The organism is Bifidobacterium asteroides (assembly GCF_019469425.1).
In the GTDB taxonomy this organism is placed as follows: domain Bacteria; phylum Actinomycetota; class Actinomycetes; order Actinomycetales; family Bifidobacteriaceae; genus Bombiscardovia; species Bombiscardovia asteroides_I.
The window spans coordinates 730,778-753,112 of record NZ_CP048272.1; the positions used below are offsets into that span (position 1 = coordinate 730,778).

The window sequence follows — 22,335 nt, forward strand, 5'->3', positions numbered from 1 at the left end:
ATGAACGAGGTGGCGGGCATCAGGATCAAACATGCCCACCACCTCCTTGTCGTTCATGAGGAATTCCCGGAGGAATCCGTCTGGACAACGGCCCTTACTGCTCGCCATCCTCAGCAACGGCAGGAGCCACCGTCGTGGCCTTGTTCTGATATTCGGCCAGCAGCGTGCGCGAGCGGATATCGCAGAGGTTGGCCACCAAGGCGATTATCAGGATGACCAGGCCCACCAGGAAGATCCAATGCAGGCCGTCGAAGACGATGGTGCGGGCCGGTCCCAGCAGGCGAGAGGGGATGCTCCCTGCTGTGGCCGGGTTGATCATGCTGTTCATCATGTCTTCGGTCAGCCCCTTATGCTGGGGCACCTCGCGGGCGATGACCGTGTTCATGACGATGCCGAAGATAGAGACCATCAGGGTCTGCCCTAGGGAACGGGCCAGTGTGTTGAAGCTGGTCGAGGCGCCCACATCACCTGCTGGCACCACGCTCTGGGCGGTGATGGTCGAGGTGGTGATGGTCAGGCCGAAGCCGAAGCCGACCACGGCGGAAATGACCAGAAAGACCCAGTAGGCGGTGGCCTGTGGGACGGCTATGTAACAGACGCAGGCTGTCAGGATGAAGGCCAGGCCGATATTGGTGGCCCGGTGCGGCGGGTGGTGCATGGTCAGAGGTCCGGCCAGGTAGGCGCCCAGGAGCCAAAGAATGGAAGAGGGGGTGACCACAAAACCGCCCAGGGAGGGGTTCATTCCCAGAACAGACTGCATCCAGATGGGCATGTAGGTGTCGAAGCCCATGAGGAATCCGGCCACCAGGAGCATGCAGATGTTCTGGATGACGAAGGTCCTGATCCGAAAGAGTCGCAGGGGCAGGATGGGATCTTCCTGGCGGCCCTCGACATGAAGAAGCAGGGCAAAGGTGACCACGGTGGCCGCAATCAGAACCAAGGTGATCCGCGCATCGCCCGCCGATCCCAGGCTCTGCAGGCCGAGCATCAGGCAGATCAGGCAGATGCTGAGCAGCCCGATGCCGATGTAGTCGACGCGGGTTTTACGCGCCTGGATATGTTCGCTCAGGAAGAGCTGGATCATGATGATGACCAGCAGGCCGATGGGCACGTTGATGGCGAAGACCCAGTGCCAGCTTATCTGCTGGACGATGAAGCCTCCCAGCAGGGGGGCGATGATGGAGGCGATACCCCAGGCCGAACCGTTCAGACCGATCATGCCCGCCCGCTTGTCCAGGGGATAGATGTCGGCCAGAACCGTGTATGTCAGCGGCTGGATGGCGCCTGCCCCCAAGCCCTGCAGAAAACGCGCGCTGATCAGCTGGGGCATGGATTGGGAAAGGGCGCACAGGGTGGACCCGATCACGAAGACCAGCAGGCCGATGGTCAGCAGCGGCTTGCGGCCGAAGCGGTCCGAAAGCTTGCCGTAGATGGGTGTGGTGACCGCCGTCATGAGCAGATAGATGGAGTAGACCCAGTTCATGATGGACAGCCCATGCAGGTCCCCGATGATGGTGGGCATGGCGGTGGAGACGATGGTCCCCTCGATGGCCGTCATGAAGGTGGCAATAAAGACCGCCACTGTCACCAAGGTGCGGTTGGTCTTTCTGCCACTGCCTGTATCGACTGTCTGTGACAATCCGAACCCCCTCTTATGCGGTATATACGGTGTGTTTCTCTTCTTTTGCGGGCAAGGCCCGAATTCCTAGAGGATTATAGCCGCACCTTGCGGCCTTGTCACCGTGTATTCTGCTAAGGTAGTGTGCTGGTCCCGTGGCTCAGTTGGTTAGAGCGCCACCTTTACACGGTGGATGTCCCCGGTTCGAGTCCGGGCGGGACCACAGGGGTTTTAGGGGTGTGTGCCCGAAGTTGCGTCTTAGCGCTCACGTAGAATCGATGCACGAAGATCGTTGGCAAGAAAGGTCAGGAGGTCGATGCCTGATGTCAGCTAAGCCTGATGCCCGTGGAACCGAGGCGACCATCGCGCGCTCGGGCAAGCGCAAGTGGGGATATGACACCAAGCAGGTTGATGCTTTCTTGGAGCGGGCTCACTCACTCTATGAGAGCCAGGACCCCGATCTTACCCAGGAGGAGATAGCCAACGCCTCCTTTGACCTGTGCAAGAACGGTTATATCATCACCCAGGTGGATGCTGCCCTCTCACGGCTGGAAAGGGTGATTTCCGACAGGCAGACCAGTCTGGAGATAGCCCGGGTGGGCGTGGATGGCTGGACGACTAGAATGGTCAGTTTGCAATCAGAGCTGACCGCTCATGCCGGCAGACCCTCGGGCAGCGTCTTCAAGCGCGGGGATCCCGGCATGCCCTCATACGACTGCAAGCAGGTGGAGCGGCTGATCGAGCAGGTCCTCAACAAGACTTCTGATCAGCTCAACCTGCATGAGGGACGGAAGACCGACTCAGGCAAGTCGAAGAACACCGACATCACGGCTGACCGCGTCTCCAACGTCATCTTCACCCAGCGGCGGGGGCCCAAGGGCTATGACGAGCGCCAGGTGGACTTCTTCCTGGCCAAGGCCGTCGAGCTTCTGGAGCAGCTGGAGTCCTTTGCCAGGGTCAGCGAGAGGGCCAAGAGAGCAAGCGTTAATGCAACGGCTCCAGCTGCTGTTTCTGGGCACTCGCAGCTTGCCGGGCAGAACCCTTCAGTTTCGGGCGTTCAGCCGCTGATCGGACAGAGCCAGGCACCAGCCTGGAGCATTCCCGATGATTCTGCTGTCGCGAGCGACAAGGGCAGCCAGGACGATTTCGCTCAACTGCACCAGGCGGAGCGGGCTATCTTTGAGGCGCCGGCCGCCAGCACGCAGACAACGCCTACAGCACCGACGGCGCAACCCAACAGTTCGCTGAGTGCTCTGGCTTCGACCGTCAACCAGCGACTGACTCAGGAAGGCGCTGGGGTAGCCTCAGCAGCATCGGCGGCAGCTGTTCCTGCCTCTTCCACAGCCAGGTCGGCCTCCTCAGCAGGAGTGAGTGGCGGAGCCCCTGTTGGCTCTGCCAATCCCACCCCTGCCAATCCTTTTGTCTCCGGTCAACAGGAATCGGTCATGCCCGCCTCCGTGCCGCCCGCGGCTGCACAGCCGGCCTCTGCGCCAACCAGCCACACTCCTGCGGCTCCCACATCAGCGTCAGCAGCACCCGCGTCGGCTGCGCAATCCGTGCCATTCAACTCGGTGGCCGCTTCTTCGCCTTCCCCCGCACCACAGACTCCTGAGCCTGCGGTATTCCAGCCGACCTCTTCGGCACCCACGGCCTCCACTCCGCCTACTTCGGCAGGGAACGCTTTCGTCCCCTCCACGAGGCCGGAATCGCCAGTGTCTCCCTCAACGGCAGGTGCTGACACTGACGGCTCATCCATGCCGGGATCCGCCTCAATCATCTCCTCGCCCTTCGTCGATGGTCCTCTGGGCGCAGGCGGGCCCTTGGGCAGCTATGGGGAACCCTCGCCAGCAGCGCCTGAGGCCCATGAGCGGTCCTGGGCTGAAACAGCCGGAAGCAGCACGGATACGCCCGACTGGGCCAAGCCCCGTTATTCGCAAAACACGCAGGGCAATAAGCAGGACAAGGATCCGGATTCCTACCTGGCCTCCCTGCTCAACCAGGATCTGCCCAAGATGGATTTGGACATTCCTGATATTGCTTTCCCGGCCTTCGGTGACGAGGGGGAGCAGGATAAAGGCGGTCGATGAGTCATTTGGAAACAATGAATGCAGGCAGTGAAGGCAGGCAGGCTGGTTTGTCGGTCGAGCATGAGCGCATCTTGTCGGATTGGTCGCCCAGGGACGATGCCGGCCAGTCTCGCAGTCTGGTCATCCTGGGATCCACAGGATCCATTGGCACTCAGGCTTTGGATCTGATCAGTCGTCATAGGGACCGGTTCCAAGTGACTGGATTGGCCGCTGGCGGCGCGCATGTCGAACTGCTGGCCCGCCAAGCTCGCGATTTTGGCGTGACCCGTCTTGCTCTGGCCGACAAGGCCCAGGTTCCGGCTCTGCAGCAGGCTCTCGAGGCTCTGGAGTTGACTGGCATCCAGGTAGAGGCAGGCATGGATGCGGTCCAGGCTCTGGCCGGTTCCGGCAGTGACTTGGTCCTCAATGGCATTACCGGTTCAGTTGGTCTGCGTCCGTCTATTGCAGCCCTGCAGGCCGGATCCCAGCTGGCTCTGGCCAACAAGGAGTCCGTTGTGGCCGGAGGCCATCTGCTCTTTGACGCCGAGATAAGGCCGGGCCAGATCAACCCTGTCGACTCCGAGCATTCGGCCATCTGGCAGTCTCTGCGTTCGGGGCAGCATGGAGAGGTGGCCCGTCTGGTGGTCACTGCCTCAGGGGGTCCCTTCCGGGGTTGGAGCAGCCAAGCCATGCGCGAGGTCACCCCTGAACAGGCCCTGAACCATCCGACCTGGTCCATGGGTCCGGTGGTCACCATCAACTCCTCCACCATGGTCAACAAGGGTCTAGAGGTCATCGAGGCCAGTCGGCTCTTCCGGATCGAGCCCGAGCGGATCACCGTGGTGGTCCACCCCCAGTCTGTGGTCCACTCGATGGTCCAATTCCAGGACGGGGCCACCATAAGCCAGGCTTCGCCACCTGATATGCGTCTGCCAATCGCCCTAGGCCTGTCGGCGCCCGTCCGTCTTGACCATGTGGCTGCGGCCTGCGACTGGTCCAAGGCCAGCACTTGGACTTTCGAGCCCTTGGATGACCAGGCTTTCCCGGCGGTCAATCTGGCCAGGCGGGCTCTAGGGAGCTGCGAGCCCATGACAGCGGTCTTTAATGCCGCCAACGAGCAGGCGGTCCGGGGCTTCCTGGATCATCAGCTGCCTTACCTGGGCATCGTCGAAACCATCCGTTCAGTCATGGATGCCATGGAAACGCATCTTCCGGGAACATTCACATCCGTGGAGGTAATGGAGCAAGTCGAGCATGAGGCACGCCAAAGGGCCGATGCTTTGATAGACATAACAGCGTGAGTAGCATTCCCAAGACCGAACAGCCAGCACCCTCCCAAGGGTTCCGCAAGACAGGCGAGCAGGCCATCAGCCAGACTCCGCTCCACCCTCGTCGCCGCTCCCGTCGGATCATGGTGGGGCCTGTGCCGGTCGGCGGAGGCGCTCCCATTTCGGTGCAGTCCATGACCAACACGGTCACCGCTGACATCAATGCGACCTTGCAGCAGATCGCCGAGCTGGCCGCAGCTGGATGCGATATCGTACGGGTGGCTGTGCCCAGCCAGGATGATGCCGACGCGCTTCCCATCATTGCGAAGAAGTCACCTATACCGGTCATCGCCGACATTCACTTCCAGAGCAAGTATGTCTTTCAGGCCATCGATGCGGGTTGTGCAGCTGTCAGGGTCAACCCGGGCAATATCCGAAAGTTCGACCAGGTCGGCCCAGAAATCTGCAAGGCCGCCACGGATGCGGGCGTTTCCCTGCGTATCGGGGTAAACGCCGGCAGCCTGGACAAGGACATCTACGCCCGCTACGGCGGCCCCACCCCCGAGGCCTTGGTCGCTTCGGCCTTGAAAGAGGCCCACATGTTCGAGGATGTGGGCTTCCGCGACTTCAAGATCTCCGTCAAGCACCACGATCCTGTGACAACGGTCCAGACCTACCGGCTCCTGGCTTCCAAGGGCGACTGGCCCCTGCACCTGGGCGTGACCGAGGCCGGCCCCTCCTGGCAGGGGACCATCAAGTCCTGCCTGGCCTTTGGCGCGCTCCTGGCCGAGGGCATCGGCGACACCATCCGTGTCTCCCTGTCCGCACCGCCTGTGGAAGAGGTCAAGGTGGGCTGCAAGATTCTGGAATACCTGGGTCTACGCCAGCGCCACTTCGACATCATCTCCTGCCCCTCCTGCGGCAGGGCCCAGGTGGATGTGATCGAGCTGGCCAAGGAAGTCACCGAGGGTCTCAAGGACATCACCGCTCCCATCAGGGTGGCTGTCATGGGCTGCATCGTCAACGGGCCAGGCGAGGCCAGGGAGGCCGACCTTGGGGTGGCTTCGGGCAACGGCAAGGGCCAGATCATCATCAAGGGCAAGGTGGTTCAGACCGTCCCTGAGGACCAAATCGTCCCCACGCTGCTGGAGCGGGCCAAGGAAATCGCCGCCCGGATGGATGCAAAGGCGGCGGTCCAGGGTGAAACCCTGCCGGAGGCAGGGCCCATGGTGGTTCCGGTCACCGGCCGTGCCAGCTGAGCGCATAGGCACCATCCTCGCCACCGGTTACAATGGCCGTCGTGTCCCAAGAGGTTGAGCGTTCCCTCCCCGCAAGTCGGTGGAGCAGGGTCAGGCGGCTGATGACCAGCCTGCCTGTCTTCGTGATTCTCATGGGTCTGCTGGCTTCTGTCTCACACCTGACCGCCGTTCCCTGGAAATACGAACCAGTGGATCAGAATTTCCCCACACTGACTCCGGACACCGCGGTCACTTTTGACTGGCCTGCCGGGGTTGCCAGGGATACCGTGGGGCAGTACCAGGTCGAATCCCGTCACCAGGAACTGAGCATGGAAAGGCCCGCCACTGGCGAGCGCCAACGTATTCGGATTCTGATTCGTGCTCCTCAGGGGGCTTCCGGCCATCGGCCGGCTGTAGTCTTCATGCATGGCGCCGGTTATGGCACATGCGACAACTCCTTCGGGGACGTGGCCCGGTCCATGGCCTCTGCTGGCTTCGTCACTGCCGTGCTGGACAAGCCGGTCTGGTCAACCACGGATGCCGACCGGGACTATCCCGCTTCGGCCAGGGCCTACGAGCGGGTTGCCAATTTGCTGCGCGACCGGGATGATGTGGATGCATCCAAGGTGGGCATCTATGCCACCAGCGAGAGCACTTGGATCGCCGCCATGCTGCTGACCATGGACCACCGCATAGCCTTCCAGATCCTGCTGAGCCCAATGGTCTATTCCCCGCGGCACGCCATGGGCTTCTTCGTGGCCCAGGACTTCGCTATTGCCGGGGCCAACCAGGGCTACCAGTCGGTGGTCCGTCGGCTCTTCAGCACCGATGCCTCCCTCTTGGGACTGAACAATCTGGATATCGACCCTACTGACCGCTACACCTACGCCATTCCCACCCTGCTGGCCTATGGGGCCAAGGATGTCATGACCGCCCAGGTGGAGGGCGTGCAGCGCGTGCTCTCCAAAGCTCATGCCTCCGGCAATGAGAACGTCACTGTGCGTTCCTATCCGGTCTCCAACCATGTGCTGCGGCTGGGGGATGAGGCCCGGACCGGCACGCCCCTGGCCGACCACTACCAGCAGGACATGATCGACTGGGCGGTGGGCCAGGCCCATGGCCTGCACCAGACCAGCCCTAGCGTGGGCGGGGCCACCATCCATCAGTCCATCGCCGTGCCCACTGATCTGAGGGGGCGGCGCTCGCTGACTATTTATATGCTGGTCCTGCACCTGCTGACCCTGGTGCTATTGCTGGCGGCCCTGGCCATGGCCCTGGCGGCCGGTCTGATGAAACTGTTCCGTCTGCGCCGCCGCAAGGACCCGGTCCTGGGCTTCAGCCATGGCTTCGGCGGCACCTTGGCAACCATCACCGGCACCACTATGGCCACCCTGGTCCTTTTCGGAGCCGGTCTGGGCCAGGTCATCATGGCGGTGGTACGTCTGGGCTGGGGCGGCGTGCCCGACCAGGCTGGGGTCAGCTACTGGAGCTGGCCGGTCATCCAAGTGGTCTGCGCCTTGGTCATCTGGGCCTGGTCACGCACCTTCGCCCGCATGGTCGAAGTAGCCTCCCTGAGGGGACTGGACCGGTTGCCCGACCAGGTCCGCACAAGCAAGGCCGGCGGCCCCAGTCTTCGGCAGCAGATGCGGAACATGGACCCCAGGCCTGTACTGGCCTCCACCCGCTTTGGCGTTGCCCTCTTCATCGTCACCACCCTGGCCATGTTCGGGGTCCTGCTGATCTTCGCTTTCTGGGGCCTGTTCATCTACCAATGAAAGGACGGGACCGTCGTGGCCATCTATCGTGACGAGGGCCTGGTCCTCAGAACGGTCAAATTGGGCGAGGCCGACCGAATTGTCACCATTCTGACCAGGGGACACGGCAAGGTCAGGGCCGTAGCCAAAGGGGTGCGACGGACCAAGTCCCGCTTCGGCGCCCGGCTGGAGCCATTCATGCGTGACGACCTGCTTATCTCCCGTGGTCGCAACTTGGACATCGTCTCCCAGGCGGCCTGCACAGCTCCCTATGCGGATGCCATATGCGCCGACTATGACCTCTACGCCAACGGGGGCGTCATGCTTGAGACCGCCGACAAGCTGGTGGTGGGCGAGCACGAGCCGGCTCCGGAGCAATACCGTCTGCTGGTCTCCGCCCTGGCCAGTCTGGCAGGTCACCGGCATGGCCCCCGTGACATCGGCGCCTCATACTTGCTGCGCTCCCTGGCGCTGGCTGGCTGGCGGCCCCGGCTGGATTCCTGCATCGTCTGCGGGCGGACCGACCAGCTGACCCACTTTTCGGTGCCCGGAGGCGGGGTGGTCTGCAGTCGGGACAGGCCTACTGACGCTGTGGCGGTAGATCCAGCCACCCTGGCACGCTTCCGGGCGTTGAGCAGCGGGGACTGGCCCAAGCTGGACGGCAAGGGTTCTATCCCCCTCTGCGATGGTCTTGTCGAGAAATGGGGCGAATATTACCTGGAGCGGCCCATCAGATCTCTGCGGCTATTAGATTCGTGAAGCATGAGCTTTGACCCCGTCGACTACACCTCCCTGAATGTGCCTGCAGCCCCCTTCTCCGATCCCGCGCGTATCCCGCAGTTTCCCAAGGGTTCAGTCCCTCGTCATCTGGGTGTGATCATGGACGGCAATGGCCGCTGGGCCAAGCAGAGGGGCATGGAGCGCACCCAGGGTCACCGGGCTGCCGAGCCGGTGGTCTTCGACACCATAGCCGGGGCCATTGAGGCTGGGGTCCGCTACCTGAGCCTGTACACCTTCTCCACGGAGAACTGGAAACGCTCGCCGGCTGAGGTCCGTTTTCTGATGGGCTTCTCCAGGGATATCATCCATCGGCGAGTGGCCCAGATGGACGACTGGGGAGTGCGCGTGCGCTGGGCGGGTCGTAGGCCCCGGCTCTGGAAGTCGGTCATTGACGAGCTGGAGGCGGCCATGGAGCGCACCCGCCACAACACCAGGATTGATGTGATCTTCTGCATCAACTACGGGGGCAGGGCTGAGCTTGCCGATGCAGCCACTGACATCGCCCGGGAGGTGGCGGCCGGGCAAATCAAGGGCTCCAAGGTGACTGAAAAGATGATCGCCCAGCACCTCTACAACCCCGACATACCGGACTGCGACCTGGTTCTGCGCACCTCAGGGGAGCAACGCACCTCCAACTTCCTGCCCTGGCAGGCGGCATACGCGGAGCTGGAATTCGTGTCCGAGCTCTTCCCTGACTGCGGGCGCGAGGTGCTCTGGCGGGCCATCGACGATTACATCCACAGGGACAGGCGCTTCGGCGGCGTGGAAAATGGCTGAGGAAACAGCCACTCCCATTATGCGAAGGCAGCCATAGTCGTCCGAATTTACATGTCTGAGCACTCTCGCAATGCCCTTGAAAGGTAGTATGTGTCTTATCACAGCGGAGCAACTCATGGCCGCTGTGGAAATCAGGGCAGCAAACTGAGCAAAGGAGCGACAGGCGTGGACGACAAGCAACGCATCATGCAGATCATCGATGACAAGTCACAGGAGTTCATCGAGGCTGCCGACCATATTTGGGGTACTCCCGAGACAAGGTTTGCCGTGAAGGAGTCGGTCCAGCAGCACTACAAGGTGCTGCAGCAGGAGGGCTTTGGCATCGAGAAGGGCGTTGGCCATATGGATTATGCCTACGTGGCGACCTGGGGCTCGGGCCGTCCTGTGATCGGCATCACTGGCGAATACGATGCCCTGGGAGGCCTCAGCCAGGTGGCTGATCTGGGTGAACACAAGCCCTTGGTCGAAGGCGGCAACGGGCAAGGCTGCGGCCACAACATTCTGGGTATGGCAGCCGTCGCGGCAGGCGTGGGCATCAAGACCTTCATGGAGGAAAAAGGCCTCAAGGGGACCATCAAGGTCTTCGGCTGCCCTGCTGAGGAGTCGGGCTATGGCAAGGCCTTCATGGCCAGGGACGGGGTTTTCGACGGGCTGGATCTGGCCCTGTCCTGGCATCCCTCGGACGTGACCCAGGCCTGGGGCTCCTCCAGCCTGGCAGTTCTGCAGGCCTACTTCGACTTCACCGGCGTGCCAGCGCACGCGGCTGCGGCCCCTGAGCTGGGCCGGAGCGCCTTGGATGCTGCGGAGCTGATGAACGTGGGGGTGCAATTCCTGCGTGAACACATGATCGATGAGGCCCGTGTGCACTACGCCTTTATCGACGCAGGCGGCGAGTCGGCCAATGTGGTGCAGTCCCACGCCCGTCTTTACTACTTCGTACGTGCCCCCAGGATGGATCAGGCTCAGGATCTGTTCAAGCGTGTGGTGAAGATCGCCCAGGGTGCGGCCCTGATGACCGAGACCCAGGTCAAGGAGGAGTTCGACGCGGCTTGCTACAACTTCATTCCCAACCATCCGCTGACCGAGGCCATAGACAGGAACTTGGACGTCGTCGGCCCCCTGCCCCTGGACCAGCAGGAGTTGGACTACGAACGCCGTTACACCGACACGGTTTCCGAGGCCGGCAAGCAGAGGGTGCTCAGCCGCACCAAGGCAGCCTTCCCGGATCTTCCGGAGGAGGAAGTCCGGAAGATGGCCGAGTCCACCATGGCCCTGAAGAAGTATCCGCTGGCCTTCACCGATACGGCATCGGGGTCCACCGACGTTGGCGATGTCAGTTGGCAGACGCCCACCGCCCAGTTCAGCGGCGGGTTCGAGCCCCAGGGAACCTCACCACACTCCTGGCAATGGGCGGCCAACGGCAAGTCCTCGGTGGCCCACAAGGGTCTGCTTGCGGCGGGCAAGACCCTGGCTTTGACCGCTTATGATGCGTTTACCAACCCGGCCCTGGTAAAGGCCGCCAAGGAGGACTTCAGCAAGACATTCGCCGGCCAGGAGTACAAGGTTGTCATCCCTGACGATGTGATGCCTCACTGACTTGCTATTCGGCTGCCGCCGGGCCCTGTGATCTTTGTGGATCGAATCGCCCAGCGGCGGTTGGCTTCGACTGAAGGATGACAGACCAATGGCAATCAAGCTATCTTCAAAAACGGCGAGCGGAACGCTGATCTTCTCCCTGATGGCCGGTTACTCGATCGTGTACATGGACAAGAACATGATCTCGACCGCCATCATCCCAATCTCTGAGCAGTTCCACCTTGACTCGGGGCAGACAGGCATCATCATGTCGGCCTTCTTCCTGGGCTATTCGCTCATGCAGATACCCAGCGGATGGCTGGCCGACCGGCTTGGGGCCAAGCGGGTGCTGATGGCCTCCATGATCATCATCGGTCTGTTCAGCTACCTATTTGGCCTGGCCAATGGTCTGGTCTTCTTCATCATCGTCCGGTTCTTCGCTGGCATGGGCCACGGCGGCTACCCGCCCTCCTGTTCCAAGTCGATTGCGGAGAACTTTCCCCAGGAACGGCGCACCTTCGTACAGTCGCTGATTCTGTCGACCTCGGGTATCGGCGGCATCATGGCTTTCATCTTGGGCGCCAACCTGGTCGCCATCAACTGGCATCTGGCATACGGCGTGCTGGGCACTCTCTATCTGATGGCCTTTGCCTGCATTCTGATCTTCGTGCCCTCCAAGCCCCGCCAGCCCGAGGTTGACCAGAAGCCCGGAGCCAAGGGGGCAGGGTTCCTCGAGATCCTGAAGAATCGGAACGTACTGGTCCTCTTCGCGGCCATGCTTCTGCTCAACATCCTCCTGTACGGCAATATCTCTTGGATGCCCACCTTCATAAGAAACACCTTCGGTCTCTCGATTGGTCAGGCGGGCATCCTGCTGGCGGTCAATGCGATCTTCACGACCGTCGCCACCATCTATGCCGGTCGGTTGCTCTCGAAGCTCTTCCTAGGCAGGGAGAAGGTGGCCATCCTGGGCGCGGGGGTAATCAGTGCCGTCCTGGTCGTCTGCTTTGTCTTCTCGCGCAACATTTGGCTCTCCCTCCTGCTGCTGATTCTGGTCTCCTGCGTCTCCGTGGTCGCCTTCACCGGCATCTTCACCTGGCCGCACAAGATCATGGACCCGCACATTATCGGCTCCGCCATCGGCATCATCAATACCGGCGGCACCTTGGGCGGATTCCTGGCTCCCATGATCATCGGCTACCTGGTCAAGGCCGCCGGCGGCTCCTTCGTTGGAGCCTTCCTCTTCATGGGTGCGGCGGCCATCGCCTCCGGGCTGATGGCTCTGCTGGTCAAGGTCGGCGAGTAAAGCCCAGGCCGGATCGGTCTGATCAATGCCTTCCGGTTTCGAAGATCAGCCGTCTGTGACCATGGCAAGGAGTCACGGTCAAAGGACCGGCACTCCTTCTAGGATCTCCGATTTTTTGGTGCTGATTATGGATGCTTGAAAGTGTCGCTTGCTAGACGAAGGGCCCGCCCCCTGAGCGATTTCAGGTGGCGGGCCCTTCCCATGACGACTAGGGGAGCAGGATCAGCGATCCGGCTGCTCCCAGATGGTGCCCAGTCTGGCGATCGAGAGGGAGTCGATCCGGGCCTTGCCCTCGCCGGATTCGGCGATCAGGCGGATGCCCCGCGGTCCTTCGGCGGGGAAGGAGTAGGATGACATGATCTCCAGCCCGTCGTTGACGACGACCTCGATCGAGCCTCTGTCCACGATGATGCGCAGCTTGAGCTTGCCCGAGGACTTGTCGACGGGAGCAGTGCGATAGCCCCGGTCCCCGTAGGTGTTGCAGTGGCGGTCGAGCACCACGCGGCTCAGCTGGTCGTCATAGCAGACAAGCGTATGATCGCCGGATTGTGTCCTGTGGATCTCCAGACCGATGCGTTCGGCTTGGGACTTGTTCAGATCGATCTCCATATTGATGTCAGCGGTCTGCGCGTCGTCCACCAGGTCCTGGCTGCCGTTGACCCCCAGCTCGATGGGACCGAAGTCCTGCTGGTCCCGGTCCAGGTTGGAGAACTCGCGTACTGGCAGGCAGCGCAGATGATCACCGGCCAGGGTGACCTCGCGGGGTACGGTGAACTGGCCGCACCAGCCATCCTCCTGCATGGGGATGGGCTCGGTGAAGGGGCTCATCCAGCCGAAGACCAATCGGCGGCCGTCAGGGGCTTGGAAGGTCTGCGGCGCATAAAAGTTATGGCCGTCATCCCAAAGGTGGAATTCAGTCTCCTGATGGAAGTCGCCGCCGGGCTGCCAGCTGCCGATCACGTAGCCTGCGTTGTTGTGGTTGCGGGCTTCGAACCCATGGGGCTTCAGGCCCATGGCCGAGTAGCAGATCACCCACTTGTCCTCCAGGGGGAACATGTCGGGGCATTCCAGCATGAAGACCTCGGGGTCGGGGTGCTGATATATCACCTGGTCGAAGGTCCAGTGCTCCATGTCATTTGAGGTATACATCCAGATCTCGCCGCGATGGGCGGGGGTGCTGACTCCGAAGACCATGTACCAGAGCTCGCCCATCTTCCACACCTTGGGATCGCGGAAGTGCAGGATCTTGTCGTCGGGGCAGGGGATGACAAGCCCCTTCTTTTCGAAGTGGATGCCGTCGGAGGAGACAGCCATGCACTGCTCCTGGAGGTTGCCGTCATCATCGTTGATCCCATTGCGCCAGCGGTGACCGGTGTAGTAGATGGTCAGACGGCCGTCGTCGCCCACCACGGCCGATCCGGAGAAGACTCCGTCCTTCTCGACCTCGAGTGTGGGCGCCATTGCCAGGGGCTCGCGCCGCCAGGTGACCAGGTCGGCGCTGGACACATGCCCCCAGTGCATGTTTCCCCACACGTTCCCATAGGGGTTGAGCTGGAAGTAGGCATGATAGCGCCCCTTGTAGTAGCTCAGGCCGTTTGGGTCGTTGATCCATCCGGCCTTGGAGGCGATGTGACACTGGGGATACCAGCGGTCGTTTCGGGTGGCGAAGAGCCGATCGATGCTCTTCTGGGCCTTCTCCAGCTGAGCGCTCATATCGGTGTTTTTCTTGGTTGCTGACTGGTTCATCCTTGAATCCTTTCGGGTTGGAGGGGTGCTGATTATGGTTGACGTGGGGATCAGCCTTGGGTCACGGCGGACTTCTGCGAATCCCTGATGAAGGGATCGCCGTCAACCTGCTGATCGTCGCGCTTGAGCACGAAGATGCCGTAAATCAGGGCGACCAGCACCACCAATGAAATGGTGTAGAAAGTGACCCGATCGCCGGCGCGATCGTGGAGCATGCCCAGCGGGATGGACAGGACTACCTGGCCGACCTGGGAGGCAATCTGGAAGCCCACCATGTAAAGGGTGGCGGACAGCTTGGGGTTGAAGTGCAGTGTGAAGTAGCGGAAGGCCGGCAGGCTGAAGAGCGGGACTTCGATGGAGTGGAAGAGCTTGACGATGGAGACCATGACCGGGTCGTGGAAGAAGCCGCACAGGCCAATTCTGGCGAACATGACCGTAGCGCCCAGCAGCAGGGAGTTGCGGACGCCGATCTTGCGCATGATGACGGGGACGACGCCCATCATGGCCGATTCCAGGAAGACCTGGAAGGAGTTGAGGATGCCGTAGACCTGGTTGCCCAACTGCGGCGTGGCAAAGAGGTTGGCGTAGTAAGTGGGAAACATCTGCTGGTCGAAGACTGTGTAGAAGGTGTTGGTGAAGATCATGAAGACGATCAGCAGCCAGAGGGCCGGCATGCCCAGTACGTGGAGCATGTCTCTCAGTGAAGGCTGGGATTTTTCGCCGTCAGGGGTCGATTCGCGGTGGATCTCTTCGCGCTGCTCGTCAGGGATCCAGAAGGCGTAGACCAGCAGCATGCACAGGCCGAAGACGGAACCCAGCCAGAAGTTGATCATGGGGTTGATATTGAAGACGAAGCCGGCGATCAGCGCCACGATGGCGTAGCCGAAGGAGCCCCAGGCACGGGACTGTCCGTATTCGAAGCCGAACTTGCGGGAGTAACGTTCGGTGATGGCTTCGATCAGTGAACAGCCGGACATGAAGCCAGCAGAGAGGACAATGGCGCCCAGCATGGCGCCCAGCATCATGTTGCTGCGCATAAGCGGCGCATAGATGAATTGGACGAAGGGCCCGACCAGGGCGGCAATGGCGGCGATGAATACGGCCAGACGGCGTTTGACGCCCAGCTCGTCCTGAATGACCCCGTAGACGAACATGATGATCAGGGTGGCCACGGAATTGATGGAGTATATGTTGCCAACCTGGGTGTTGGTCATGCCAAGTCCCGTCACCAGCCACCGCTGGTAGAAAGACCACCAGATGCCCCAGGCGCAGAAGAAGAAGAATATTCCGGTAGAGGATTCCAAATATGATGGATTCCTCCACGCCGATAATTTGGCGGCCATGCTGCCCCTCTTTCCTTGTCGTGCACCGCTTCCCCGCAGTGCCTCCCAGTCCGATGCACTTCCTGTGTGCAGAGCGGACCTGGTAGTTATAGTAAGCCGTCAATCGATTTACGTCAAACGATTGACGATTGTTGTGCCTTCCCATCGGACACGATGGGCAACTGGCAGGGGATGTTGACTGATTGGTGACTGGCGCCAAGCCAGCCAGAATCCGGCCTTGGCTCACCATCTTGCGACAGGGAAGGGGGAGGTGTGACTCTGGCTTTAGGGATTGGCCGGGACCGGGTCCGAGCCGGTGTCGAGGCGGGTGGAGCCCTTGCGAATAAGGGCGCAATGAATGCGCACTCCGCCAGCCTGATCAAGCGGCGGCAGGACGGCACGGGTTTTGGGCAGGGGCAGGGCAACGCGACGGGGATTGATTTGCACCAGCAGCCGTCGCACTGCCCAGAAGCCCATCTCGTAGTGAGGCAGTTCAACTGTAGTCAAGGGGGGTGCCGTGGTTTCAGCGACGACCTGGTGGTTGTCCACGCCCACCAGATTGAGGTCCCTGCCGATGACCAGATGGCGGGTTGCGGCGGCCTGGTAGAGGTAGAACGAACGTGAATCATTGAAGCAGAAGACCCCATCGGGGTGCTGTTCGTCCACCAGGTCGTCCGCCTGATCCATGGCATCCTGGTTGAATCCGACCAGTCGGATCAAGGTCTGGCTTGTAGGCAGGCCGGCTTCCTTGAGAGCTGTGTGATATCCGCGCATTCTGTCTTCTTGCGCCGGCAAATCCTGTGTGGTGCCCAGGTAGGCCACCCGATGGCAGCCTGATTCGATCAGGTGGCGGGTGGCATCGTAGCCAATCAGAAACTCGTCAGGGGCTATACTCGGACAGCGGCTGGCCCGCTCCGTCGCATTGACCACCACGGCGGGGCAGGAGCGCAGAGACTGTGGCAGGTCAACATCCTGGTCGTACATCTTGGCGAAGAGGAATCCGTCCACCCCATAGCGCTTCAGGGCCTGGATCTGCTCGGCTTCCCGGATGCCCCCATCGGTGGAGACAGTGAGAAGCACATAGCCACGCTCAGCGGCCGCATCCTGCGCACCCTGAATGATGGCGCCAGCGTAGGGCGTGGTGGCCACCTCTTCGCTGATGAAGCCCAGCATGCCGGTCTTGCTGGTGCGCAGCGACCGGGCCATGGGATTGGGCCGATAGCCTAAGGTCTTGGCTGTACTGCGCACCCTCCGTGCAGTCTCCGACTTGACTCTGCCCTCGTCATGGCCGTTGAGCACCAGAGAGACTGTGGAGACGGATACGCCTGTGCGTTCGGCGATCTGCTTCATCGTGATCATGGGCACACCTTAACTTGCTCAGGCGATTTCAGCCCGGCTGATCTTGAGTGGCAGGGTTTCAGCGGTTTTCCCCGCCTAGAATCCGGTTGACTCGCTCCACCTTCTCGTGAATCTGATCCCGCTTGCCGGGACGGATGTCCAGCCTGAGGCTGACGCCGGTCCGATACCCCTGTTCGGCCAGGACCCGTGCAGCTTCTTCCACGACCTCCATGACCCGATGCAGATCCCCCTCGACGACGGTGCTCATGGCATTGGTCTGATTAGGCAGTCCCGAATCCCTGATGACCTTGATGACCTGGGCCACGTAGGTGGACAGCTCTTCACCCTGACCTGAGGGTGCGATCGTGACCTCGGCTACGGTATTCATGTAGGATGAATCGCTTATGTCGGGCATATCGGGAACCTTCCCACATCGATTGGTGTGTTCGTAGGCAGGATGCCCGGTGTCCCCTGCGGCCACCTGCGCGGCCTCCCGCACCTGTCTCGATGGTAGGCCTCTACGCTGACAGGTCACCAGCCGAAGGTATGCTGGAGGCCGGTCATCAGGTCGTATGCCCCCAGGAGGGGTTCCCAAGCAGAAGGTGTGATCAGTGGCAGTATCGAAACTGGATGAGGTCATTTCCCTGGCCAAGCGCCGGGGATTCGTCTTTCCCGCAGGGGAGATCTACGGCGGCACTCGCTCGGCCTGGGATTACGGACCCTTGGGCGTGGCCCTCAAGGACAACATCAAGCGTGAGTGGTGGCGGACCATGGTGGTCACCCGCGACGACGTGGTTGGCGTGGACACTTCGGTCATCCTGCCCACGGCGGTCTGGGAGGCCTCGGGCCACGTGTCCGTCTTCAATGACCCCCTGATCGAGTGCCTGAACTGCCACAAGCGGCACCGGGCCGACACCCTGGAGGAGGCCTACGTCGAGAAGCACGGCCACGATCCGGAAAATGGCCTCAAGGACATTCCCTGCCCGGACTGCGGCACCAAGGGACAGTGGACCGAGCCGCGCGATTTCAACATGATGCTGCAGACCCACCTGGGACCCGTCCAGGACGAGAAGAGCCTGCATTATCTGCGTCCCGAGACCGCCCAGGGCATTTTTGTTGACTTCAAGTCCGTCATGGCCTCCTCCCGCTCCAAGCCCCCCTTCGGCATCGCCAACATGGGCAAGAGCTTCCGCAACGAGATAACGCCCGGCAATTTCATCTTCCGTACCCGGGAGTTTGAGCAGATGGAGATGGAGTTCTTCGTTCACCCCGGCACCGACGAACAATGGCATCAGTACTGGATCGACGCCAGAACCCGCTGGTACGTGGATCTGGGCGTCAAGCCCGAGAACCTGCGCCACTACGAACACCCCAAAGAAAAGCTGGCCCACTATTCCAAGCGGACTGTGGATATTGAGTACCGGTTCGGCTTCCAGGGCTCCGAGTGGGGTGAGCTGGAGGGTGTGGCCAACCGCACCGACTACGACCTCAAGGCCCATGCCGAGCACTCGGGCGAGGATCTGAGCTACTACGACCAGGCCAGCGGGGAACGCTACATCCCATATGTGATTGAGCCTGCGGCCGGTCTGACGCGCTCGCTGATGGCCTTCCTGGTGGATGCCTATGACGTGGATGAGGCTCCTAACACCAAGGGCGGGGTCGACCGGCGCACCGTGCTGCGTCTGGACCCGAGGCTGGCCCCGGTCAAGGCTGCCGTCCTGCCCCTGTCCAAGAAGCCCGATCTGCAGCGGATTGCCCATGACCTGGCCGCCGACCTGCGCCAGAACGAGTGGATGGTGGACTACGACGAGTCCGGCGCCATCGGACGCCGCTACCGTCGCCAAGACGAAATCGGCACCCCCCTGTGCATCACCGTGGACTTCGACACCCTGGACGACAAGGCGGTCACCATCCGCAACCGCGACTCCATGCAGCAGGACCGCGTGGCCCTGGACCAAGTAGAGGACTATGTGCGCCGGGTCGTCGGCGAGCAGCGGGTGCGTTACCCCATGGGACCGTCCGGCTTGACCGGCGCGCGCGCCGCTGACGGCTACACGGACCTGTCCAGCGAGCCAGGAATGGATGAGAGCGAACCCATCAAGGTGGCCGAGGCCGGTGGCCGGTACTGAGGCTGATCGCCCGACCCCGAAGGTTGCTTCGGTGCAGCTGGGCCCGATAACCGTGCCTGTGCCGGTCATGCTTTCGCCCATGGCGGGCGTGACCAACTGGCCCTTCCGTCTGCTCTGCCGCGAGTACGGACCTGACGGACTGTATGTGGGGGAGATGGTGACGGCCCGGGCCTTGGTGGCGCGCAATCCCAAGGCATTCAGGCTCTGTCGCTTCGCCCCTCAGGAAAAGGTGCGCTCCCTGCAGCTGTACGGGGTAGACCCGCAGATTATGGAGCAGGCCACCCGGATGGTGGTCGATGCAGGGTGGGCCGATCATATCGACATGAACTTCGGCTGTCCGGTCCCCAAGGTCACCAGGCATGGCGGCGGGTCCGCCCTGCCCTGGAAGACTGACCTCTTTGCTGAACTGGTCCATCGTGTTGTCGCTGTCTGTTCGCCTGCCGGAATCCCCGTCACTGCAAAAATCCGGGTGGGCATCGATCACCAGCACGAGACCTTCATGGAGGCGGCCCACATCGCCCAGGAGGAAGGCTGCGCCGCCGTCACCCTGCACGCCAGAACTACAGCTGAATACTATGGCGGCCATGCCGACTGGGACCGGATCGCCGAGCTTGTCCAGGCCATAGACATCCCTGTCTTCGGCAACGGCGACATCTGGACCGCCGAGGATGCCCTGGACATGTTCGCTCAGACCGGCTGTGCAGGCGTGGCCATTGGCCGGGGCTGTCAGGGCCGTCCATGGCTCTTTGCCGACATAGCGGCAGCCTTGGCTGGCTCTCCGGAGCGGCAGGAGCCCACTTTGGGCCAGGTTGGGGCTATCGTGGCCCGCCATGCCCGACTCCTGGTCGAGTTCTACGACGGCGACGAGCGTATGGCGGTCCATGATATGCGCAAACACGTGGCTTGGTATTTGAAGGGCTTCGCCGTGGGCGGCCAGGTGCGCCGCGACTTCATGGCCTGCGAGAGTCTGGAGGATATGGACCGCTGCATCGCTGACCTGGACCAGGACATGCCCTATCCGCAGGCCGTGGCCGGCAAGCCTCGGGGTCGGGTTCGCTATGCCAAGAAGGTCCGCCTGCCCTATGGCTGGCTGGATTCTCGGACCACCACTCATCAGGAGCGCGAAACGCTCTTCGGCAACGACCCTATGGATGCCTCCTACTGAAGCTGGAAATATTCCCGTCACCAACCATGCGCATCCGGGTCTAGAATCAGGGTTTAGAATACGGACAGAACGGCGTGGAGGTTCTTTCGGAAGGCTGGGGCGGTTGGCTCTGACCTCCCGGACCCTAGGCCCACGGCCGTCAGGGAGGGTCGGAACGCCTGTGGGCAAATGCGTGTTGGCGTATATGACCTGCGCTAGAGTTGAGCGTAACGTGAGTGACGGGAGCATACTGTGAGCGAGATTGCCCAGAATGACAATTTCAACGACAAGACCAACATCAAGGTCGTTGGTGTTGGTGGAGCCGGTGGCAATGCTGTCAATCGCATGATTGCCGAAGGTCTGCAGAATGTCGAGTTTGTGGCCATCAATACCGATGCCAAGGATCTCCTGCGCTCAGAAGCCGATGTGAAGATCTCACTTTCTGATGCCAACAGCCGCGGCCTGGGAGCCGGAGCTGATCCGGAGAAGGGCGCCAAGGCTGCCCAGGACCATCAGTCCGACATTGAAGAGGTCCTCAAGGGCGCCGACATGGTCTTCGTCACTGCAGGGGAGGGCGGCGGCACAGGCACCGGTGCCAGCCCCCTGGTTGCGCGTGCAGCCCGTCAGCAAGGCGCGCTCACCATCGCCGTGGTCACCCGTCCCTTCACCTTTGAGGGGCCCAGGCGCTCTGCTTCCGCCGAATCGGGCATCGAGAACCTGCGCAAGGAGGTCGATGCCCTCATCGTTATCCCTAATGACCGGCTTCTGGACCTCTCGGATCGCACGGTCTCGGTCATGGATGCCTTCAAGACAGCCGACACGGCCCTGTTGGCCGGCGTTCAGGGCATCACCGACCTGATCACCATGAACTCCTACATTCACGTGGACTTCTCCGATGTCACCGCCATCTTGAAGGACGCCGGCACAGCCCTCTTCGGCATCGGCGCAGCCAGGGGCGAGGATCGAGCCACCCAGGCCGCCGAGATCGCCATCTCCTCTCCGCTCTTGGAGGAGAGCATCGAAGGTGCTCATGGGGCCCTGATCAACGTGGCCGGCCCCACCGACCTGAGCATGCAGGAGGCATCTGCAGCCGCCCAGCTGGTCCAGGATGCCATCCATCCCGAGGCGCAGATCATCTGGGGCCTGGCCCTGGACGACGCTTACGGGGACGAGGTGCGGGTCACGGTCATCGCAGCCGGATTCGATCCCACCCCAAAGAAAGATGAGACTCCGGCCCCTGCAGTGGACACGACCACCGCACCTGCGGCGGCCACTCCGGTCCAGGAGCCCCAGCAGCCACTGACGACCCCGTCTGTCCAGACGGAGTCCGATGAGACCTCCGAACACGATGTGGTGCCCCCTGCCTCCGGCGATGACGGCACCTCCGACCCGGGATATCTGGATATCCCTGACTTTCTGCGGTAATCAGGCGAAGGAGCAGGTATGGCAGGATTGATGAAGAACGCAATGTCCTTTTTCGGCATGTCGGATGTCGTGGATGACGATGACGACGATCTGGCCGACGATGACGAGGCCCGCGATGGCTTCGACACTGATCACTCTGTGACTCCTATGGCTCCGCAATCCACGTCCAGCAGCCAGGAAGCCGAATCCACGCCTTTCCAGAGCCGGATCAACCGCATCACCACCATCCATCCCAAGTCCTATGAGGATGCCCAGATGGTCGGCAGGGCCCTGCGGGATGGGGTGCCGGTGGTCCTCAACCTGACTGGCGTGTCCGAGTCGGTGGCCTACAGGATCGTCGATTTCTCAGCCGGCGTGGTCTTCGGGGTGCGTGGATCCATTGAGCGGGTCACCCCCAGGGTCTTCCTGCTCAGTCCTGCACAGGTCAACATCAAGGTGGAGGAGCCCGAATCAGGCTCTTCGGCCAAGGGGCTTTTCGCCCAGTGACCGACCCTCTGGCAGCCGTGTCCGCAGGAGCCTAAAGACGCATGCTTGTTCCTTTTATCCGATATCTGGTAGACATCTGCATTGAAACCTACCTGCTCATCCTATTCGTGCGGATGATTCTGGACTGGGTCATGGTTCTGTCGCCTCGCTGGTATCCCCGCGGCTTCCTGGCCTCGCTCATTCGGGTCATCTATGCCTTGACTGAGCCGCCCCTGCGCTGGCTGCGCCGGTACATTCCGCCCCTGCCCATGGGCAGGATCCAGCTCGACGTCTCCTTCATGGTGCTCTATGCCGCCCTGATTATCATCCAGGTGCTGCTGGGATAAAGGCAAGACCGCGGATACGGCAGACTCCGTGCTAGCA

At 61.7% G+C, this 22,335-nt stretch carries 18 protein-coding genes and 1 tRNA gene; 14 read left to right on the forward strand and 5 right to left on the reverse strand.

Annotation, left to right across the window (positions count from 1 at the left end):
- Positions 1-94: 94 nt before the first annotated feature.
- Positions 95-1,639, reverse strand: coding sequence for an MDR family MFS transporter (locus tag GYM67_RS02755; protein ID WP_220237024.1), 1,545 nt, complete (start codon positions 1,637-1,639; stop codon positions 95-97).
- Between the two features lie 128 nt (positions 1,640-1,767).
- Here GYM67_RS02755 and GYM67_RS02760 point away from each other — a divergent pair.
- The 9 genes from GYM67_RS02760 to GYM67_RS02800 all read left to right on the forward strand — a co-directional run bounded on the left by GYM67_RS02760 (position 1,768) and on the right by GYM67_RS02800 (position 12,382).
- Positions 1,768-1,841, forward strand: a tRNA-Val gene (locus GYM67_RS02760).
- 100 nt (positions 1,842-1,941) lie between these two features.
- Positions 1,942-3,705, forward strand: coding sequence for a DivIVA domain-containing protein (locus tag GYM67_RS02765; protein WP_220237025.1), 1,764 nt, complete (start codon positions 1,942-1,944; stop codon positions 3,703-3,705).
- Positions 3,702-4,985 carry a 1-deoxy-D-xylulose-5-phosphate reductoisomerase gene (gene dxr, locus GYM67_RS02770; RefSeq protein ID WP_258561560.1) on the forward strand — a complete coding sequence of 428 codons (1,284 nt, stop codon included), beginning with the start codon at positions 3,702-3,704 and terminating at the stop codon, positions 4,983-4,985. Before GYM67_RS02765 ends, dxr begins: the two co-directional genes overlap by 4 nt.
- Positions 4,982-6,211 (forward strand): flavodoxin-dependent (E)-4-hydroxy-3-methylbut-2-enyl-diphosphate synthase, encoded by a 1,230-nt coding sequence (gene ispG / locus GYM67_RS02775; RefSeq protein WP_396019994.1) that lies wholly within the window; start codon positions 4,982-4,984, stop codon positions 6,209-6,211. Before dxr ends, ispG begins: the two co-directional genes overlap by 4 nt.
- 101 nt (positions 6,212-6,312) lie before the next feature.
- Positions 6,313-7,965, forward strand: a complete 1,653-nt coding sequence (locus GYM67_RS02780) for an alpha/beta hydrolase family protein (protein ID WP_220237372.1) — start codon at positions 6,313-6,315, stop codon at positions 7,963-7,965.
- Between the two features lie 15 nt (positions 7,966-7,980).
- Positions 7,981-8,703, forward strand: a complete 723-nt coding sequence (gene recO / locus GYM67_RS02785; RefSeq protein WP_220237026.1) for a DNA repair protein RecO — start codon at positions 7,981-7,983, stop codon at positions 8,701-8,703.
- 3 nt (positions 8,704-8,706) lie between these two features.
- On the forward strand, positions 8,707-9,501 hold the full coding sequence (locus tag GYM67_RS02790; RefSeq protein ID WP_220237027.1) for an isoprenyl transferase: 795 nt from the start codon (positions 8,707-8,709) through the stop codon (positions 9,499-9,501).
- Between the two features lie 165 nt (positions 9,502-9,666).
- Positions 9,667-11,097: an amidohydrolase gene (locus tag GYM67_RS02795; RefSeq protein ID WP_220237028.1), complete on the forward strand. Its 1,431-nt coding sequence runs from the start codon at positions 9,667-9,669 to the stop codon at positions 11,095-11,097.
- Positions 11,098-11,185: 88 nt separating this feature from the next.
- Positions 11,186-12,382, forward strand: coding sequence for an MFS transporter (locus GYM67_RS02800; protein ID WP_220237029.1), 1,197 nt, complete (start codon positions 11,186-11,188; stop codon positions 12,380-12,382).
- Positions 12,383-12,604: 222 nt separating this feature from the next.
- Here GYM67_RS02800 and GYM67_RS02805 read toward each other — a convergent pair whose 3' ends face one another.
- The 4 genes from GYM67_RS02805 to GYM67_RS02820 form a co-directional block, all read right to left on the reverse strand.
- Positions 12,605-14,128 (reverse strand): glycoside hydrolase family 32 protein, encoded by a 1,524-nt coding sequence (locus tag GYM67_RS02805; protein ID WP_220237030.1) that lies wholly within the window; start codon positions 14,126-14,128, stop codon positions 12,605-12,607.
- Between the two features lie 50 nt (positions 14,129-14,178).
- The gene (locus tag GYM67_RS02810; protein WP_220237031.1) at positions 14,179-15,471 is read right to left on the reverse strand and encodes an MFS transporter; all 1,293 of its coding nucleotides are present in this window, start codon (positions 15,469-15,471) and stop codon (positions 14,179-14,181) included.
- Between the two features lie 264 nt (positions 15,472-15,735).
- Positions 15,736-16,809 carry a LacI family DNA-binding transcriptional regulator gene (locus GYM67_RS02815; protein WP_220237032.1) on the reverse strand — a complete coding sequence of 358 codons (1,074 nt, stop codon included), beginning with the start codon at positions 16,807-16,809 and terminating at the stop codon, positions 15,736-15,738.
- Positions 16,810-16,867: 58 nt separating this feature from the next.
- Complete coding sequence (locus tag GYM67_RS02820) at positions 16,868-17,203, reverse strand: MTH1187 family thiamine-binding protein (RefSeq protein ID WP_220237033.1); 336 nt, start codon at positions 17,201-17,203, stop codon at positions 16,868-16,870.
- A 196-nt stretch (positions 17,204-17,399) separates the two neighbouring features.
- Between GYM67_RS02820 and GYM67_RS02825 the strand changes: the two genes are divergently transcribed.
- The 5 genes from GYM67_RS02825 (at position 17,400) to GYM67_RS02845 (ending at position 22,298) form a co-directional block, all read left to right on the forward strand.
- Positions 17,400-18,917, forward strand: coding sequence for a glycine--tRNA ligase (locus tag GYM67_RS02825; RefSeq protein WP_220237034.1), 1,518 nt, complete (start codon positions 17,400-17,402; stop codon positions 18,915-18,917).
- Positions 18,904-20,082: a tRNA dihydrouridine synthase DusB gene (dusB, locus tag GYM67_RS02830; protein ID WP_396019995.1), complete on the forward strand. Its 1,179-nt coding sequence runs from the start codon at positions 18,904-18,906 to the stop codon at positions 20,080-20,082. Before GYM67_RS02825 ends, dusB begins: the two co-directional genes overlap by 14 nt.
- Before the next feature lie 231 nt (positions 20,083-20,313).
- Positions 20,314-21,486 (forward strand): cell division protein FtsZ, encoded by a 1,173-nt coding sequence (ftsZ, locus tag GYM67_RS02835; RefSeq protein WP_220237036.1) that lies wholly within the window; start codon positions 20,314-20,316, stop codon positions 21,484-21,486.
- An 18-nt stretch (positions 21,487-21,504) separates the two neighbouring features.
- The gene (locus GYM67_RS02840; protein WP_029677902.1) at positions 21,505-21,972 is read left to right on the forward strand and encodes a cell division protein SepF; all 468 of its coding nucleotides are present in this window, start codon (positions 21,505-21,507) and stop codon (positions 21,970-21,972) included.
- Positions 21,973-22,013: 41 nt separating this feature from the next.
- Positions 22,014-22,298, forward strand: coding sequence for a YggT family protein (locus tag GYM67_RS02845; protein WP_220237037.1), 285 nt, complete (start codon positions 22,014-22,016; stop codon positions 22,296-22,298).
- Positions 22,299-22,335: the final 37 nt, after the last annotated feature.

Excerpts from the sequence above, each read along its gene's own strand:
- GYM67_RS02765 (WP_220237025.1), top strand. The coding sequence starts at position 1,942 with ATGTCAGCTAAGCCTGATGCCCGTGGAACCGAGGCGACCATCGCGCGC.
- dxr (WP_258561560.1), top strand. The coding sequence starts at position 3,702 with ATGAGTCATTTGGAAACAATGAATGCAGGCAGTGAAGGCAGGCAGGCT.
- GYM67_RS02780 (WP_220237372.1), top strand. The coding sequence starts at position 6,313 with ATGACCAGCCTGCCTGTCTTCGTGATTCTCATGGGTCTGCTGGCTTCT.
- GYM67_RS02790 (WP_220237027.1), top strand. The coding sequence starts at position 8,707 with ATGAGCTTTGACCCCGTCGACTACACCTCCCTGAATGTGCCTGCAGCC.
- GYM67_RS02800 (WP_220237029.1), top strand. The coding sequence starts at position 11,186 with ATGGCAATCAAGCTATCTTCAAAAACGGCGAGCGGAACGCTGATCTTC.
- GYM67_RS02805 (WP_220237030.1), bottom strand. The coding sequence starts at position 14,128 with ATGAACCAGTCAGCAACCAAGAAAAACACCGATATGAGCGCTCAGCTG.
- GYM67_RS02810 (WP_220237031.1), bottom strand. The coding sequence starts at position 15,471 with ATGGCCGCCAAATTATCGGCGTGGAGGAATCCATCATATTTGGAATCC.
- GYM67_RS02815 (WP_220237032.1), bottom strand. The coding sequence starts at position 16,809 with ATGATCACGATGAAGCAGATCGCCGAACGCACAGGCGTATCCGTCTCC.
- GYM67_RS02820 (WP_220237033.1), bottom strand. The coding sequence starts at position 17,203 with ATGCCCGACATAAGCGATTCATCCTACATGAATACCGTAGCCGAGGTC.
- GYM67_RS02840 (WP_029677902.1), top strand. The coding sequence starts at position 21,505 with ATGGCAGGATTGATGAAGAACGCAATGTCCTTTTTCGGCATGTCGGAT.
- GYM67_RS02845 (WP_220237037.1), top strand. The coding sequence starts at position 22,014 with ATGCTTGTTCCTTTTATCCGATATCTGGTAGACATCTGCATTGAAACC.